This is a genomic window from Streptosporangium sp. NPDC049644, from assembly GCF_040675205.1.
Lineage (GTDB): Bacteria > Actinomycetota > Actinomycetes > Streptosporangiales > Streptosporangiaceae > Streptosporangium > Streptosporangium fukuiense.
In genome coordinates this window covers 46,612-62,651 of sequence record NZ_JBFAOJ010000025.1, presented here as the reverse complement: position 1 = coordinate 62,651, position 16,040 = coordinate 46,612, and the positions used below count along the sequence as shown (strand labels likewise).

Annotated in this window: 16 protein-coding genes; 5 read left to right on the top strand and 11 right to left on the bottom strand. The window is 70.5% G+C overall.

Annotation, left to right across the window (positions count from 1 at the left end; all coding sequences use genetic code 11):
- Window positions 1–6: 6 nt before the first annotated feature.
- Complete coding sequence (locus AB0J58_RS16905; protein WP_364216270.1) at window positions 7–315, bottom strand: hypothetical protein; 309 nt, start codon at window positions 313–315, stop codon at window positions 7–9.
- A 210-nt stretch (window positions 316–525) separates the two neighbouring features.
- Here AB0J58_RS16905 and AB0J58_RS16900 point away from each other — a divergent pair, with 210 nt between their 5' ends.
- Window positions 526–837, top strand: a complete 312-nt coding sequence (locus tag AB0J58_RS16900; RefSeq protein ID WP_364216267.1) for a hypothetical protein — start codon at window positions 526–528, stop codon at window positions 835–837.
- Between the two features lie 139 nt (window positions 838–976).
- On the opposite strand, the gene AB0J58_RS16895 is transcribed toward AB0J58_RS16900, so the two are convergent.
- The 4 genes from AB0J58_RS16895 to AB0J58_RS16880 all read right to left on the bottom strand — a co-directional run bounded on the left by AB0J58_RS16895 (window position 977) and on the right by AB0J58_RS16880 (window position 4,037).
- On the bottom strand, window positions 977–1,561 hold the full coding sequence (locus tag AB0J58_RS16895; protein ID WP_364216264.1) for an NADAR family protein: 585 nt from the start codon (window positions 1,559–1,561) through the stop codon (window positions 977–979).
- 62 nt (window positions 1,562–1,623) lie between these two features.
- Complete coding sequence (locus AB0J58_RS16890; protein ID WP_364216261.1) at window positions 1,624–2,397, bottom strand: hypothetical protein; 774 nt, start codon at window positions 2,395–2,397, stop codon at window positions 1,624–1,626.
- Between the two features lie 135 nt (window positions 2,398–2,532).
- Window positions 2,533–3,492, bottom strand: a complete 960-nt coding sequence (locus AB0J58_RS16885) for a hypothetical protein (protein ID WP_364216258.1) — start codon at window positions 3,490–3,492, stop codon at window positions 2,533–2,535.
- Entirely contained in the window at window positions 3,489–4,037 is a 549-nt protein-coding gene (locus tag AB0J58_RS16880; protein ID WP_364216255.1) for an RNA polymerase sigma factor, read from the bottom strand. Before AB0J58_RS16880 ends, AB0J58_RS16885 begins: the two co-directional genes overlap by 4 nt.
- A 231-nt stretch (window positions 4,038–4,268) precedes the next feature.
- Here AB0J58_RS16880 and AB0J58_RS16875 point away from each other — a divergent pair, with 231 nt between their 5' ends.
- Entirely contained in the window at window positions 4,269–4,625 is a 357-nt protein-coding gene (locus AB0J58_RS16875; RefSeq protein WP_364216252.1) for an MmcQ/YjbR family DNA-binding protein, read from the top strand.
- 173 nt (window positions 4,626–4,798) lie between these two features.
- Window positions 4,799–5,587 carry a DUF4184 family protein gene (locus AB0J58_RS16870; protein WP_364216249.1) on the top strand — a complete coding sequence of 263 codons (789 nt, stop codon included), beginning with the start codon at window positions 4,799–4,801 and terminating at the stop codon, window positions 5,585–5,587.
- Here AB0J58_RS16870 and AB0J58_RS16865 read toward each other — a convergent pair.
- Entirely contained in the window at window positions 5,578–5,931 is a 354-nt protein-coding gene (locus AB0J58_RS16865; RefSeq protein ID WP_364216246.1) for a glutaredoxin domain-containing protein, read from the bottom strand. The genes AB0J58_RS16870 and AB0J58_RS16865 overlap by 10 nt on opposite strands.
- A gap of 52 nt (window positions 5,932–5,983) precedes the next feature.
- A complete protein-coding gene (locus AB0J58_RS16860; RefSeq protein WP_364216244.1) occupies window positions 5,984–6,907 on the bottom strand; it encodes a TIGR03620 family F420-dependent LLM class oxidoreductase in 924 nt (307 codons plus the stop codon).
- A 217-nt stretch (window positions 6,908–7,124) separates the two neighbouring features.
- On the opposite strand from AB0J58_RS16860, the gene AB0J58_RS16855 reads away from it, so the two are divergent.
- On the top strand, window positions 7,125–7,496 hold the full coding sequence (locus AB0J58_RS16855) for a hypothetical protein (RefSeq protein WP_343976357.1): 372 nt from the start codon (window positions 7,125–7,127) through the stop codon (window positions 7,494–7,496).
- Window positions 7,497–7,539: 43 nt separating this feature from the next.
- The gene (locus tag AB0J58_RS16850; protein WP_364216241.1) at window positions 7,540–7,746 is read left to right on the top strand and encodes a hypothetical protein; all 207 of its coding nucleotides are present in this window, start codon (window positions 7,540–7,542) and stop codon (window positions 7,744–7,746) included.
- Between the two features lie 118 nt (window positions 7,747–7,864).
- On the opposite strand, the gene AB0J58_RS16845 is transcribed toward AB0J58_RS16850, so the two are convergent.
- From AB0J58_RS16845 to AB0J58_RS16830, 4 genes are read right to left on the bottom strand one after another with little or no spacing between them, the layout of a single operon-like run.
- Window positions 7,865–9,097, bottom strand: coding sequence for a TIGR02679 family protein (locus tag AB0J58_RS16845; RefSeq protein WP_364216238.1), 1,233 nt, complete (start codon window positions 9,095–9,097; stop codon window positions 7,865–7,867).
- Window positions 9,094–13,173, bottom strand: a complete 4,080-nt coding sequence (locus AB0J58_RS16840) for a TIGR02680 family protein (protein ID WP_364216235.1) — start codon at window positions 13,171–13,173, stop codon at window positions 9,094–9,096. Before AB0J58_RS16840 ends, AB0J58_RS16845 begins: the two co-directional genes overlap by 4 nt.
- On the bottom strand, window positions 13,170–14,336 hold the full coding sequence (locus AB0J58_RS16835; RefSeq protein WP_364216232.1) for a TIGR02678 family protein: 1,167 nt from the start codon (window positions 14,334–14,336) through the stop codon (window positions 13,170–13,172). The genes AB0J58_RS16840 and AB0J58_RS16835 overlap by 4 nt, the downstream gene beginning before the upstream one ends.
- Window positions 14,333–15,880: a TIGR02677 family protein gene (locus AB0J58_RS16830; RefSeq protein WP_364216230.1), complete on the bottom strand. Its 1,548-nt coding sequence runs from the start codon at window positions 15,878–15,880 to the stop codon at window positions 14,333–14,335. Before AB0J58_RS16830 ends, AB0J58_RS16835 begins: the two co-directional genes overlap by 4 nt.
- Window positions 15,881–16,040 lie beyond the last annotated feature (160 nt).

The following is a 16,040-nucleotide window of genomic DNA, read 5'->3' as shown; positions in this document are numbered from 1 at the left end:
TGGCGGTCACGTGCGTCCGGCCAGCTCTCGGCGCATGGCGTCCGCCTCCGCCTCGGTCACCAGCGGGGGAGAGCGGCGCAGCTCCTCCTCGACCGCGTCCACCACGTTCTGGGCGAGCCGCCCGAGCCGTTGATGCCGGTCTTCCAGCTCGGTGGTCCAGGTGGTGGCCGTCGGCCCCGTCCACACCTGTCCCGACCGCATCGCCGAGGAGGCGTGCTGGTACGCCTGCCGCACCTCATGAGCCCGGTATTCGGCTTCGACGAGCAATTGCCTCAGCCGTTCGTGCCGGGGACTGGGCACCATCCGCTCGGCCACGCCACCCCGTCCTTTTCATGACCCCGTGCTGAAGGAAAAAAGTCGCATACCAGATTAGGTATTGATCATCTAAATCGGCAAGTCCGGTACCCGGCCGGCATCGCACTTCCGCCAGGGAAGCCATGGCCACCCGAGCGGGCGAAATCGATATTTCGGTCATTCCCCCTCGTGCTGGAGCGACTACTCCACCCGACACCATCGGAGTAAAGGATGACGCTGTTCGAAAAGCACATCGATACGATAGAAATCGCCGTCAAGGCCGCGTACTGGATGTGTTTCGTCGCCGGTTTCGTGCTGCTCTTCGCCGGTCACATGACCGTGCTCATGGCCATCGCGATCGGCGTCATGTGGCTGTCCCGCGCCACCCTGCGTCATATCAAGGAGACTCGGACACGCTGGGACGACGCGACCGCCGAAGAACTGGAACTACGGCGTGAACAGCAGCACGCGCATCGTGAACGAGAGCTGCGCCTCCAGATCCGGCGGCTACAGCGGCCGGAGGGGCGTGGCGATGGCCCGTGAGTCCTGTCTCCCGCCTTTCGGGGAGCGCCTGTGGAATGTCCCCGGCATGGGCGATGACGAGGCCCGGATCCGACGCGAGCCTGAGAGCCGAGTGAGGTGGCCGGGTTCCACCGAACCACCGGTGACAGTGCCGCGAGTGTCAGGCCCTGTTTCGCGACATGCTCTCCAGGGCGTCGCGGGTGTCCATGAGGGCGAAGCCGAGCAGGTTCAGGCCTCGCCAGGTGGTGGCGGAGGTGGCGCGTTCGTTGTCGGCGGTCAGGCCGATGCCCCAGATCCGGTCGACGGGGCTGGCCTCGACCAGCACGCGGGCCCGGGTGCCGAGCAGGAAGTCCTTCAGCTCGGGGTGTGCGCCGAACTTGGCGATGTTGCCGCGCACCACGATCTCGTAGCGGTGCTCGTTCCAGATCGCCTCGTCGAAGCCGCGAACCTCGCGGCCGAGTCTCTTCGCCTCGCCGGGGTGCTCGGCGGCGAGGACCCGCGCCGCGGTCTCGTCGTCGCCGAACAGCCACGCCTTGTGCGCCATCATGTAGTGCTCGGCGGACCGGAAGAGGTGCCCCTCCGTGGTGAAGGCGACCTCCCACCACTGGCTGAGGCATCCGGCGCCGACCCCGCCGTCACGTGGCGGCCGATGGCCCCAGAAGAACAGGTAACGCAGCCGCTCGCCGTCTTGCTCGGCGGTGACGGCTTCGGCGACCGAGCGGGGAAGTCTGCTGAGATCGGACACCGGTACACCGTGTCATGGTCGATCATTGTCCGGCTAGCCGGTTTTCCGTACGCGAGTGATCTTCAGAGGAGTTTCGGGGGACGGCGGATGGCGACCGGCAGGAGCCTTCGGATGGCGTCGGCGATCACGGTGTCGACGGCGAACCGCTCCTCCAGCCAGGCCAGGGTGACCCCGGCGGCCCGCCTGTTGTGCTCGTATCCGGGAACCATCTCGGCCAGCGGCAACACGTCCGGCGAGTACGCCTGCTCCACGCGCCGGCTCGGCTCGAACGGGTCGCGGCGGTGGTGCGTCCGAGCGGAGGTGAGGTGCAGCAGGGCGATCACCCGATCGACGGCGAACGACTGGATGAAGCGGGCCGCGGCCAGCCGCTCGCCGCGCAGTTCACGGTGCAGGCCGACGTAGAGGTTGGTCAGGGCCTCGTTCAGGTGGAACTCGACCGTGTCGTGCCACGGGCCGGCGGGTGGCGTTCCGTAACCCGCCAGGTCGGCGGGTGCGTCGTCGCGCCGCCAGACGACCCGCGCGCCGTGCAAGGGGAGCAGGGCCAGCTCATCAAGCGTGAAGATCGCGTACTCGACGAAGATCCCGTCGGTGAACAGAGCCTTGCGCCCGTTGCGGTCGTTGCTGAAGCTGTACGCCACCGGGCAGGGCGCCTGCAACCAGTCGATGGACTCCAGGTAGCGGGGCTTGGCGGCGCCCTCGACGACGACGAAGAAGTCCAGGTCGGAGTGTTCGTCGAGCCGGTCGTGCTCGGCGCCGGCCGAGCCGAGGCCGAGCAGCGCGAGAGCGTCCCCGCGGGTGGCCAGGTGGGCGGCGAGGTCGTCCAGCCGTCGCAGCATGGGGTGCATCCACGTCGTCCCTTCGTGAGAGTCGACGTTTCAGCCCGTACAGCCCCTGTGGCCGCCGAGGTCGCGACACCTGCTCCTGCGAGCGTCGGCGAGGCGGCACATGGATGTCAAGTGACGGCGCACGACTCAGGAGGCGGGCGGTGGTGCGCTTCCGTTGTGGAACGGATTCTCGGGCAGACGCTCTGGCGTGACGAGCAACCGGATCACGCCGGCCTTCACCTGCCACGCGTGCCAGACGATCCAGCCGCGTCCGACCCGGTCCGCGGGTAGCGGCTCGAAGGACAGGCCGCCCGTCTCCCCGTCCGCCCGGATGAGGCTGAACACCGCGGTCAGCTCGCGCTTGCGCGCCTCGGCCAGCATGTCGTGCACGGAGCGGCCGTCTCTCAGCCGGACCCCGGCGAACATCTCACCCGGGGCCAGGGCCGCGTCGAAATTCGCGTACTCCTCTCCCGGCTTCGCCTGGCGCCCCAGCCTGACATTCACCCCGCCGGCGAAACCGGCGGGGATCCGCATCACCATGACGCAGTGGCTGCTCCGTCCCGGATGGCATCCCCTGGGCGCCGTCTCCACCGAGAGGGCGACACCCCCGAATCGGGGGCCGGAGGGGTCTGGTGTGCCCCGCGGGTCGGGGTCGGGAGAGTCCTTGCCGGTGATGACCATCCCCAGGGTCTTTCCCACCGTGCCCGGCGAGACGGGCACCGGGCGCAGATCGACGTTCAGGCCGACCGCGTGGAACGCCTCGGTGTACCTGTCGTAGTCGGCGAACGGATCCTTGATGCGGGCGACGTAATGGTCACCTTCCCGGTGGATCTCCACCGCGGAGTTGGCGTAGGAGGTGGCCGCGCCGCCCCCGTCCTCCAGCAGGCTCGGCCCCACGACGATGCCTGCCGCGAGCACGGCCGCGGCGGCCAGGAGTGGCACGAGACGACGCGGGCCGCGCCGGAGAGGGGTACGTCCCGGCTCCCGGGCCGTGATCGAGGTCAGCAGCGCCCGTGCCCCCGCACCGGACGCGTGGCCGTCCGGCTGCCCGGGTTCGATCCGGGACAGCGGCCTCAGCAGCTCACTGATCTCATCGGCGTTCCTCACAGCGACCTCCCCGCCGGAACCATCCGGCTTTCCGTGGTGGACCGGACACCGGCTTCGTCGAGCGCGCGGGAGAAACGCCTGCGGGCACGGTGCAGCCTGATGCGTACGGCGTTGCGTGACAGACCCAGCATCGTGGCGATCTCCTCGCGTCCCAGCCCCTCCCAGGCGACCAGCGAGAGGAGCTCACGGTCGTCATCGGACAGGCTCCCGAACACCTGGGCGATCACGCTCAGCTCGACGCCGTTGTCGGGTGAACTCCCGTAGAGGTCGGCCATCTCGGTGTCGAGCTCGACGCTGCGCTGCCGGCGCCGGGCCGCGCTCCGGCGGTGGCCGGCCAGCACCTTGCGCGCCACGCCGTACAGCCAGAGCCTGGCCTCCTGCCCCGGTGGCAGCTCGCTCACCCGGCGCCAGGCGATGGTGAAGGTCTCCGCCACGACGTCCGCCGCGTCCTGCGGCGAGTCACAGCGGCGCACGGCGTAGGCCGTGATCTGGTGGTATGTCTCCCGGTAGACGGCCTCGAATCTGGCCAGCCAGTCGTCATCCATGGGCGCTTCCCAAGGCAGGTCTCCTTCGCGGGTACGAAAAGTGGACACTCCCTACATGGCGCGGACGGTCCCATCATTTCGCGCGGATTCCAGAAATCTGATGAACGCGATCGTCGGCGAGGACCGGCTGACGGTGGAGCAGTTCATTCCAGTCGTGCGGTGAGGTTTCGGAACCCACCGCTCAGATCGGTCACAGCTCGTGATCCTCCCATCGTGAAGTACCGTCTGGTCGTGACCGATGATCCGCTGGAGTCGCTGCGCCGGCTCTGTCTCGCGCTCCCCGAGAGCACCGAACGAATCAGCCACGGTGGGCCGGCCTGGTTCGTCCGGGGCAAGAAGATGTTCGTGACGTACACCGACCGTAACCACGACGACCGGACCACCTGCTGGTGCGCCGCTCCGCCCGGTGTCCAGGAGGCGCTGCTGGCCGAGGACCCCCAGCGCTTCTTCCGTCCGCCGTACGTCGGTCATCGTGGCTGGCTGGGGGTCTATCTCGACGTCCCCCAGGACTGGACCGAGCTCGCCGAGATCGTCACCGACGCCTACCGAACCGTCGCGCCCAAGCACCTGGTCGCCCGCCTGGAGTGAGCGCGGCCTGGGCGGTCACGCACGGGCGCTTTCCACGGCAGGTCTCCTTCGTGGGTACGAGAAGTGGACACTCCCTACGTGGCGCGGATTTCTTGCGGATCCCGGAGATCCTCGAAGCCTCGCGCGTCCGGCGGACGCGCGTGGTTCACAGTCGCGGACGTCGAGAATGGGGCATGCCTTTCACGCTGAGCCATACCGTTGCGATCCTGCCGCTGCGGCGCCGGCTGCCCCCCTCGGCGTTGGCGGTCGGTGCGATGGTGCCCGATCTGCCGTACTACCTGCCGTTGCCCTTCTCCGCCAACACCACCCACGGCTTGGTGGCTCTGCCGGTCGGAGTCGCGGTGCTCGTGGTGTTCCAGTTGCTGCTCCGTGCGCCGTTGACGGCGCTGGCCCCGGAAGGGGTACGTGACCGGCTGCCCGATCGGGCGCCCCTCGGGAACGGGGTCGCGGTGTCGGCCGCGCTGCTGATCGGGATCGCCACGCACCTGGTGTGGGACGGGTTCACCCAGGTGGGCGGCTTCGCCGTGGTGCACTGGCCGGCGATGCGCGTCTCGGTCGTCGGGGCGCACCGGGTGTTCAACGTGGTGATGTACGTCAGCTCGCTGGGCGGGCTGGTGGTCCTGGCCGGTTGGTTCGCGCTGTGGTACCGGCGTGCCGTCGTCAGGCCGGGGCGCCTGCCCGGGGTGCCGGGACGGGTGCGCGGATGGGTCCTGGCCGCCGGGGTGGGCGCCGCGGTCCTCGGCGCCGCCGTACTGGGGAGTGGCGACCGTGCCGCGGTGAGCCTGTACGACCTGGTGCGCTGTGTGATTCTGGGCGGGGTCGGTGGGTTCGGCGCGGTACTGGTCGGCTACACGGTCGCGTGGTACGCGTGGTCGGTGTCGCGCTCCCGTCGGGGCACGCCGACACGAAGCGGGGGCAGATCCGAGGGGCCGGGCGCGTCCATGAAGCGGGGTCAGACCTGAGGGTCCAGGCGCGTCCTGACCGCTTCGAGCACCTGGCTCTTCGACGGGTTCACCATCGCCTTTCCGGCCACGGTCACGGTCGGTACCGTCTCGTTCCCGTCCGCGACCGAGCGGACGAACGCCGCCGCCTCGGGATCTCCCCAGATGTTGACCTCGCTGTAGCGCAGCCGGGTGAGACGCAGGCGGGTGCGCAGCCGCATGCAGTACATGCAACCAGGCCGCCAGTAGACGACCACGCCCTGGTGGTCGGCGTCCTGGTACGACGTGGCCCGGCCACGGCGAGGCAGGTTCGTGATGACCAGCACAACGAACACGATGATGAGGACGAAGGTCGTGGGGGACATGGGAGCAGTATCTCAAGTCCCCCCGATCTCACCTCCGGCAGACGGGTGGTGGTCAGCCGATGAGGAGGGGAGCCAGCAGTCGCAGCTGTTCCAGTTGCTGATCGAGTGTCCGGGCAAGGGGTTGCACGGCGACGTGGTCGGCGCCGGCCGGGTAGTGGGCGCGGACACGTTCGGCGACGATCTCCGCGTCCCCCGTGGGCACGATCGCGTCGACGAGCGCGTCACTGCCGCCCTCCTCGAAGTCCGCGTCGGAGAAGCCCAGGTCACGCAGGTTGTTCAGATAGTTGGGCAGGGCCAGGTACAGGGCCATGTAGTGGCGCGCGGTGGCACGGGCACGCTCGGAGTCGGTGTCGACCACCACTGCCTGTTCTGGAGCGAGGACGGGGTCGGGACCGAGGATCCTTCGGGCCCTGGCGGTGTGTTCGGGGGTGACGAAGTAGGGATGAGCTCCCTGGGCACGGGTCGCGGCCAGCTCCAGCATCTTCGGGCGCAGCGCGGCCAGCAACCTCGGCGCCTCCTCCACCAGGGGCGCGCCGAAGACGGTGGCGTCCATGGTGTCCAGGTAGGCGCGCATGGCGGACACCGGTCTGCTGTAGTCGTGCCCGCGACTCGTGACCAGCGGAGCGTGGCTCACCCCCAGGCCCAGTACGAAGCGCTCCGGCCACGCGTCGACCAGGGTTCTGGCCCCGTTGGCGGCGGCGGTCGCGTCTCGTCCGTAGATGTTGGCGATGCCGGTGGCCAGGATCAGGCGCTCGGTGGCGCACAGCAGCACCGCGGCGTTGGCCAGGGCCTCCTTGCTGTTCGGGGTCTCGCCGAACCACAGCGTGGAGTAGCCGAGTCGTTCGATCGTGGTGGCCGCGCGCCGCGCCTCGGCCGCGGGCGCCGCCGAGATCGACCCCAGCCACACACCGGTGCCGCCGAGGCGCCGCTTGAGCGCGGGCAGGTCCACAGGGGGCGGTGCCGTGCGTTCGGACATCTTCGCGTTCCTTCCCGGACTCCTGCCGAGATCGACAGAGGATCCTCAGGTTGACCGAACGCCACGGAGCCGAGGGCTCCGGGCTGCCGGGTTCGGTGGCCCGGTCTCCGTCACCAGGGTCCAGGGGGCTCTGTACCCGGTGGCGGATCAGGGAATCGGCCGCCGACCTGCGACGGTGGACGCTCGCGGGCGGCCGGGCCGGGTTACCTTGGGGGAGATGGAAGAGAACCGGGCCCGGCGGGTGGTCGACGCGTTGCGTGACCGTGGCATCAACGCTCAACTGGCAAGAGGCGGCTATCAGATGGGGGTCCGGGTCCTGTTGCCCGACGGCCGCGAGGCCGACTGGGACACCGACGGTACGGCGGGGCTCGAAGCGCTGGTGATGCGGAACGGGATGCTGGTCGGTTTCGTGCCGGTGATCGAGGGGTCCGAGGACTTCGACGAGCAGCAGGTGGTCGACGCCATCGCGCGGACCGACTACGACCAGCCCATCGCCAGGCAGCGCGCGGTGGCCCCGCCCCCGGCCGAGCCGCTGCCCAGGGTGGGCGGCGTCTTCCGCCGTTTCCTCGACGGCTTCCGCTATCGGTGACGGAGACATGCCGACCGTTCCATGGTGAGACGGGACCCTGACGATGAGCGAATATCAGTACTACGAGCTCCCGGCGGTGGATAGTCCCCTGGACGCCCACGAGCAGGCCGAGGTCCGTGCGCTGTCGACTCGGGCCCGGGTCACCGCCACCAGCTTTACCAATGAGTATCACCGGGGCAACTTCCGCGGCGATCCGCGCCGGATGATGGAGCACTACTACGACGCATACCTGCAGGGTTGGGATCGTTGAGCGCGGGGCAGCATGCCCTGGCCGGCTTCCTCCGTCTTGACACCGACCTGTTCGCGGTCGCGGCCGAGGCGAGATGGGCCTCTGCGCCGCGAGGCCGCGCCGTCCGGTTTCCGGCTCGTCATCGCCGGTCGGCGGCCAGATCCGTGAGCAGGTCGCTCAGCACCAGTTCCTCCTCCACCCGCACGGCCCGTCGTGCCATCGCGGCCGAGAGCCCCGGATCCCAGGGAGTCGGCCGAGGGCGGCCGGTGAGGGGACTCCGGGAGGCCACCGCCTCGTAGGAGGCGGTGTCGTAGCGCCATGGCCGCCAGCCGAACCGTTCGTGGACGGCTGCGGCGATGCCGACGCCACCCCAGTCGAAGTCACCGTGGTAGGCGAAGGTGGTCCCCCCGGCGGCGAGCAGGTCGAGCAGGCGCCAGACGGCCGCAGAGGGTCTGCCGCTGACGCAGACCAGGCCGGGGCAGCGCGGTCCGAGCTCGTCCGCGGCGGCGGTGACCACCACAGGGTTCTCACAGATCCGTACCAGTCCCGCGGTGAAGGGCGTCTCGTGGCGATGTAGCTGGCGCAGGGTGAGCACGCATGGCTCGCCCGCCTCGCGGGCGGCCGCGAGCATCCGCCCGGTGGGGGTGCGGTCGTCTCCGGGCAGCCCCAGGCAGACGACGGTCGAGGAGAGGTCGTCGAGGTGAACTCCGACACCGGCCCACGCCCTTCTACGGGCGTCGGCCGTGCCCTCACCGGCATAGGGCAGGCCGACCAGGGCGCGGGCGGCCGACATCGCCAGTGTGGCCAGTGGCCGCCCCTCGTCGAGGGCGTGCGCGTCGCCGCAGCTCTCCGCCGCCAGACGGCCGATCGGGATACCCGGGTGCGGCAGGCGGCGCAGCACCTCGGCCAGCCTGTCCAGCAGGACGCGGGCCTCGTCCGGGGCGGGAGCGCTCCGTCGCACCTGACCGGTGGCGTCCAGCCATGAACGCCAGCCGTGCAGTTCCGGGCGGCCGGCCACGACCGTGTCGAGTTCCGCGAGGGCCCCGCGCCAGGCCGCTTCCCGTTCGGCGTTCTCACGTGGTAGGTCGCGGACGGGGCCGCGAAGCAGGACGACGGCGGCGGCCAGGCCGTCGCGGCAGGCGCCGCTGGAGCGCAGGACGCGGTCGACCTCGTCGAGGGAGACCGACAACGAGGTACCGGTGCCCGCGCGGCGGCCCAGCAGCACCTCGATCGCGCGGCGCTGCTCCGGCGAGGCCGCACCGAGGGTGACCGTCCCGGTTGGCGGCCTGCCCTGTTCGAGGCGGCGGCGGACCCGTTCGACGAGCCACCCGGTCTCCTGGGTGCCGAGCAGTCGTTCCAGCCGGTCGCTCAAGTGAACAGCCCTTCTGGCTCCTGCTCGGGGACGACCGCGGCGGGGCGGGGATCGGGCCGTTCCATTCTGCGACGTTCCCGGCCGTCCCAGCGCCATGCGGTGACCAGCACGGCGTCGACGCCGTCGTGCCTGGACAGCTGGCAGATCGCCAGACCGGGCACCTGCGGGTAGCAGCCCCACTCCCGCTCGCTGGTCATCACCACATCCATGTCGAACGTCGCCAGCAGCCCCAGGCACTTGGCACGCGAGTCGTCGTCAACCCCGGCGAACGCCTCGTCGAGCGCCACCAACCGTGGCGCGTGGGGGTTGCCCGCCGACTTGTAGTGGGCCGACGCCGCGGCGAACAGCGGCATGGACGCGGCGAGCACCCGTTCGCCACCCGAGGCCGGTCCGGTGGCGGTGCGCCACTGGCCGTCCTGCAGGCGCTGAATCGCGAACTCGTGCCAGTTCCGGTAGTCCAGCGCCCTGGTGAGCTGCTCGGTCCGGCCCACGGCCGGGTTGTCGGCGTACTCCCTGGCGATCTGCTCCTGCAGGAAGGCGCCTACCAGGGCGCGGTCCTCGACAGACCAGGCGTCCACCGTCTGGCGAAGCTTCTCGCGGATCCGGTCGAGCCCGTCGGGGGCATTCCTGGCGATCTTCCAGACCAGGCGCAGTCGCATGCCGGTGGAGGTCGGGCGGGACTCCAACTCGGTGTTCATCTCCCGCACCTCGGTCTCGGCCGCGGCGATCAGCTCGTGGAGGGTTCCGGCCACCTCGTTGAGGAGGTGGTTCTCCAGCAGCTCCCGTTCCTTGGCCGACAGCAGCTGGGCCCGGTGCGCGGTCTCCTCCGACAGCGCCTCCGCCAGGCCGGGGATGTCCCTGGTGTGCCCCTGGAACAGCACTTCGACGATCATGACCCCGTCGCGCAGGGTCAGCCCGACCGAATGCCCATGCCGGGCCATGGCGTCGGAGAGCAGCTTGTGCTCCTCGGTGACCCGCTTCTGGATCCGGTCCCACAGGTTGTCCGCGTCGTCGACGTCCTCCAGTTCGGTGTTGACCGCGCGGGCCAGCAGCACCGCGGGGGTGGCGGCCCACTCGGTGCCGGAATCGGGAATCTCCAGCGAGGGTACGGCGACATGCAGCAGGCCGGTGGTGGCGAACGCGCGGAACTCGGCGATCGCCGCGTCGCGTACCAGCCCCGCCTGCTCGATCTCGCCGCGCAGGGCGCCGAGTGTGCCCTCCGCCTTGCCCTGCTCGACCAGGGCGGTCTGCTCCTGTCGCCGCGCGGCGCGTTCGGCGGTGTCCCGCTCCTCCATGGCCTGCCGAACTTCGTCGAGGTGCCGGTAGAGTTCCTCGACACCCGCTCCGGCGGTCTCCAGCAGCACCCGGTACGCCTCCGCGGCGGCCTCCGCCCCCTCCCGGGCCCGCGCCGCCCGTTCGGCGGCCTCGGTGTGTCGTTCGCGGGTCAGGGACAGCTCCTCGGCCGTCTCCGTCGCGGCCTCGCGTGCACTGAGCATCGTCTCGGCCACGGGCCAGAGCCCGGCCAGTGAGAGACGGTAGCCGGCCACCCCGGTCCTGACCGACGCCAGCTCCGCCGCCTCGGTGGGCAGGCCGACATCTCCGGCGAACTCGTCTGCCAAGGTCAGGGCCGTCTCCACCTCCACCTGCCGCGCGCTCACCACGCCGAGCGCCACGCGGTGCGCACCGTCCAGCTCGCGCCGTCGCTCATGCTCGCCCGCCAGCTTGACGTGCGCCTCGCGCAGCCGTGCGTCCGACGGCAGCGCGCGATGCTCCTCGGCGAGCGCGCGCTGCCGTGCGGCAAGAACGTCCAGCCCTCCTCGAAGTTCCTCCAGCCGCTCGCGCTGCCGGTTCAGTTCCTCCTGGAGCCGGGCCAGACGTGCCCGCCTGGCCGCCTCCCGCGCGCCTTCGCCAATGTGTTCGGCCCTCTCCTTGTGCCAGGCCCCGGACAGGACCCCGTTGGTCCAGCGACCGTCCGCCGCGACCCAGGTGGCCGCACCGGGCCCGAGCCCGATGGCGGCGAGCACCGCGTGCACGGCGGCATCCGGCAGCGCGGACGCCCGAGGGTCGGCGCGGTCGACGGCGGGACGGAGTACGGCCGAGCAGGAGGGGCCGGCGACGGGCGTACCCGTGAGCAGGACCGTGTCGTCCTCGGCCACGAGCGCACCCGCCGGAGTCACCCAGGCGTCCAGGATGCCCGCGGCCTCCAGCGCGGCCTCCAGCCCGGCCCGCTGGTCGCCGGGGATCGCCTCGGCGAAGTCGACCACCCTCCACAGCGGCGCGCCCGGGCGGTCCGCGCGCGTGCCGGGTGCTCTGGTGTACGGGATGGGCGGAGCGTCGTGACCGCCGGACTCCAGCCGGCTGATCTCCTCTGCCAGGTCCGCGGCAGCCTGCCGCCGGGCGCGCAGCTCCGCGTCCAGCCCTGCCTGCTCGCGGCTCAGCTCGGCGGTGGCCGCTCGGGCGGCGTCGTCGACGGCGGTCGCCGCGGGGTTGGGACCCTCGGTGGTGACCGCCCAGGACTCCAGCGCGGCGAGTGCCGAGTCCGGGTCGTCGATCCGCAGTTCGACCACCCCCGCCAGGTAACCGAGGTAGGAGCTGGCCAGCTCGCCGGCCTGCCCCTCCGCGGCCTGCTCGGCGGTGGAGATGCGTTCGGCGGCGGCCTGGAGCTCATGGGTCAGCCGGTCGGCCTCGGCGCGGGCGGTATCGAGCCTGGTCCGGGCCCGGGCGGCGGCCTCGAACAGGCGATCCAACTCGGCCACCGCCTGTGATCGCCGGTCGGCCAGGGTCTCGGTGGCGCGGCGGGCTTCGGCCGGATCCTTCTCCCATCGGGCCACGATGTCGAGATGGGCCCGTTCGCACCGGGCCTGGTAAGCAGCCGACGAGGCCGACTCCCGAGCCGCGGAAAGCTCACGTGCGACCTGGGCGGCCCTGGCCTCCGCGGCCTCCGCCCTGGTCCGGCGGCGGCGTACCTCGGTGGCCAGGTCCTCCATCGCGCGCTCCTGGACGCGTGCGTGTCCGGCCTGCCGTCCGGCCTCCTCACCGATCTGTGCGAGTCGCTCGGCATCGCGCATCCGAGGGCTCTTCTCCAGGGTTTCCTTCCTGGCCTCCAGCCGTGTTCGTGTCGCCGCCAGCCCGGTCAGTGACTCCCTCGCCGCCTGCAGGGCACCCTGCGCGGCGGCGCGGCGGCTCTCGGCCTCGTTGAGGTCGCGGCCGAGATGTTCGTAGCGGCTCTGGGCGGTGCGGGGCACCGCGGCCTTGCGCTTGGCGGCGATCCGCGCGTATCTGCGGTAGTGGGTCAGGAAGTCGGTCGCGGCGCCGCGGGCCTCCTCCAGCGCGCCCAGGGCGTCGCGCTCCTCGTCGAGCCCGTGGAACGCCTCGGCCACCGTGCTGATCAGGATAGGGCTCAGCGGAGGGAGCGCCTCGGTGAGCGCACGGGAGAGCAGCCTCTCGTCCGGTTTCTTGGACAGCTGCGGCTGGCGGAGCTGGATGAGGAGATTGACCAGGGCCTCATAGCGGTGTTCACCGAGCCCGAACAGCGCCTCGTCCACGGCCCTGCGGTAGTCAACGGCCCGGTCGTAGACCATGCCGTGCCCGTCGACGGCATCGCGCAGCTTATCCCTGGTGAGCGAGACGCCGGTGGGGGAGAGCAGGTCCAGCCCGGCGCCGACCCGCTGAGGGGTGACGAAGAACCAGTGCCTGACGATGCCGCGATCTCGCACCGCCTTCAGGCCGCAGCCGATCGTCCGGAACTCCACGGTGCCGTCGGCGGCGCGCCGGCCGAACTCCATCCAGGTGTAGCCGAGCCGCTCGGGATGCGGATGCCTGCCGCCCAGCAGCAGGTTCCACTCCATCCGCTTCTGACGGTCGCCATCGGGCTCCACGCGGTGTGGCGCGAGCTCGCCGTCGAGCAGGAACGGCAGGGTCAGGGCGAGGACCTTCGACTTGCCCGTTCCGTTGTTGCCGCGCAGTAGCAGCCGTCCGTCGTGGAAGTGGAATTCCTCGACGTCGTAGTGGAACATGTCGACGAGCCCGGCTCTGAGGGGCTTCCAACGCTCCGAGGTCGGAGTCGGATGTGTCATCGCCGGATCTTTCCAGGTTCGCGGACAGTTGGTTCTTCGAGGGCGTAGCGGACGATCGCCGGGAGAGAGCGCACATGATCTGGGCGGACCTCGACCAGCCGGAGCGCCACCAGTTTGTCCAGTGCGATGCTCAGCAGTTCCTCCTCGGCACCGGGTTCGGTCACTCCCTTGCGCCAGAAGGAGGCATGGGCGGCCGCGGCTCCACGTACGAAGGCGCGCAGCTCTTCGGTGCCCGCCTCGCCGCAGGCGGCCAGGTGCTCGGCCACCAGCAGTGTCACGTGCCCGTCGGTGCGCTGCTCGGGCATGCGCACATCGGTCAGCTCGTCGTCGGGGTCGACCATCGCGATGCCCTCGGCGCGGATCTCGGGGAGCAGCCCGGTGGCCTCCTCGATCCTGCGGGTGATCGCCTGGCGCTGGGAGACGAGGTAGGCGCGCTCTGCCTCGTCAAGGTCGTCGTAGTAGACGACGGGATCTTCCAGAAGCCTGCGGGTGAGCCTGCGGCGCATCGCCTGGTTGCGCAGGTCGTCGGTATCCGCGACGGGCTCGGCGGTCAGTTCGGTCAGCCGGTCCTCGAAGCCGGTGGCATCGATGGTGGAGGGGCCGCGCGCCGGAGTGAGGAGCGTGGCGAGCACCGGTCTGTGCACGTCGTACAGGACGTCACCGGTGGCCGACAGGTAGGCGTCCTCGTCGCCGGCGACCCTGCGGAGCGCGCCCCAGTCGAGCAGCGTTCGTACGACGGCCACCAGGTCGGCTCGCTCGGCCCGGCTCTCCAGGGTGAAGGCGAAGTCGAGCCCGGGTTCGGCCGCCGCGTTGAGCACCTCCTCCGCGAGCCGTCCGAGCGTGGTCTGGGCGTCCGCCCGCTCCAGTACGGCGAGGGCCAGGCAGAGCAGCACGTAGCGGCGGCGTCCGAAGGGCTCCTTGGACCGGCCGCGAGCCGGATGGGTGGCGTCGGCGAGGGTCGGAGCGGTCTTGAACAGCCGGGCCGTTTCCGCGTCGGCCAGTAGTCGCCAGCCGGTCTCCCGGTTCAGCCAGTCACGCAGCTCGGTCAGGTGGCGGCGGACGAGCACGAGCCTGTCCGCGTCGTTCTCGGCGGTGAGCAGCGGCTTGACCAGCAGCGCGCGGAGCGCGGTTCGCCGCTGCGCCCGCTCCTCGTCGCGGATCACGAGGCCGCCATCAGATCGATGATCTCGATGAGATGCTCGGGGCCGGTGAGCGTCCCGTCCTCGGTGTGGATCTCGATCTGATCCCCACCGGGGACGAGCGAGAGCCGCACCTCCATCGAACCGTCGCCGGTCACGGTCTTGACCTCGATCTCGCCGGGTGAGCGGGCGGCCAGTGCGTCGCCGAGCAGCGCGAGGAAGAGCCGGAACGCCCGCGGGTCGAGGATGCCGAGCTCGGACAGGAGAGCCGGTCCTCCGCAGAGCATGGCGCGGGCCTCGGCGGTCTCCGCCGCTTCGCGTTCCGCCCGCTTCAGCAGGAAGGCGCGGGCCTGCGAGCGGTCCCGCACCCGGTTCGGTTTCCCCCGTCGTTCGTAGGAGCCGGTCCTGCGTAGCTGCGGGGAGATCCGGACGGGTGGAGCGGCGCGCCACGGTGTGTTCGGGGCCAGGTCCTCCTGTCGCCAGGCGCTCTCGGTCTCGGCGGTGACGGTGAGGTGCCGCGTGGACGACAGGCCGAAGGCGGCGCGCCATAGCCGGTGTGTCGCCGCCTCGTCCGGTGCCTCGGCGAACCAGCGGGCCAGGGTACGGAAGTCGGCCGAGCGGTCGGAGCGGCCCGAGCGACGTTCGTTGATCAGACCGACCGCGTCGATGAGCTGCTTGATCGCGGTGATCGCCGCCTGCCTCAGCAACCGGGCCTGCGAGGGGCGGCCGGTGTCCTGGGAGACGAACCAGTCCTTCAGCCCGCGCCAGCGGTTCCGCCACGAGCCGAGCGCCGCGGCTTCGGCCCTGTCGTACGCGTCGGCCGCATCCGTTCCCTCCGGTACGGCGTCGGCGGCCTCTCGCCGCGCGGCCAGCCGCAGCAGCCTCTCGTGGTCACCAGCCTCCAGCTCGGTCAGGAGCGTGGCGATGCGGGCGCCGGAGTTGGCGAGATCGGCGATGAAGCGGTTGATGTAGTCGATCAGTTGTTCCTTGTAGGCGACGAATCCGTCCACGTCGCCGTCGGAGAAGTCGATGGCGCGGCGCAGTGACGCCATGAATGCCTGGGCGTTGTCGGCGAGTGAGGCGAATCGCTCGGCCAGGGAGAGCAGCAGCAGATGTGCCTTGGCGGGGTCGGGATCGGCCTGCTGCGTGAGCGCCGACAGGGATCGGAGCTGTTCGGCGATGTCACCGAGGGCCACCGACTGCAACGCGCCTCGGCGGCCGATCGCCTCCTCGTAGAAGGCGATGGCCTGCTCTGCCGCCTGACCGGCCGCGGTGAGCTGGAAAAGGAATCGCTTGCGGTGGAAGTCCTCGACGGAGGTGACCTTGCCGGTGTCGGCGTCCGCGCGCAGATTTCCCCATTCGGTCAGTTTTTCCAGGGCCTGTGCGAGCTGATCGTCACTGTCCCTGCCGAGTTCGGCGGCTACATCCTCGGGCCGTAGATGCACGACGAAGCGTTCCTTCGCTCGCGCGAACGCGCGCAGCACCTGACGATAGAGCGGCGCGTTCGGTGTGCTCAGGTGGGTGAAGGGTTGGGGGTCTTGGTGGTTCGACTGCGGCGGATCGATCACCAGGATATTTTGCCTGATCGGAAGGGCCGGATGTGCCGATATGGCTGGCATCGAGGTCTTAGGGATACTCGTGAGCGTGTCGGCGGGCGTCCGGAGCTCGTGGGTCCCCGGTGGCCCGCGCCCATGATCGGAGCGAACTGGTCGTGACGACTTTCATTCA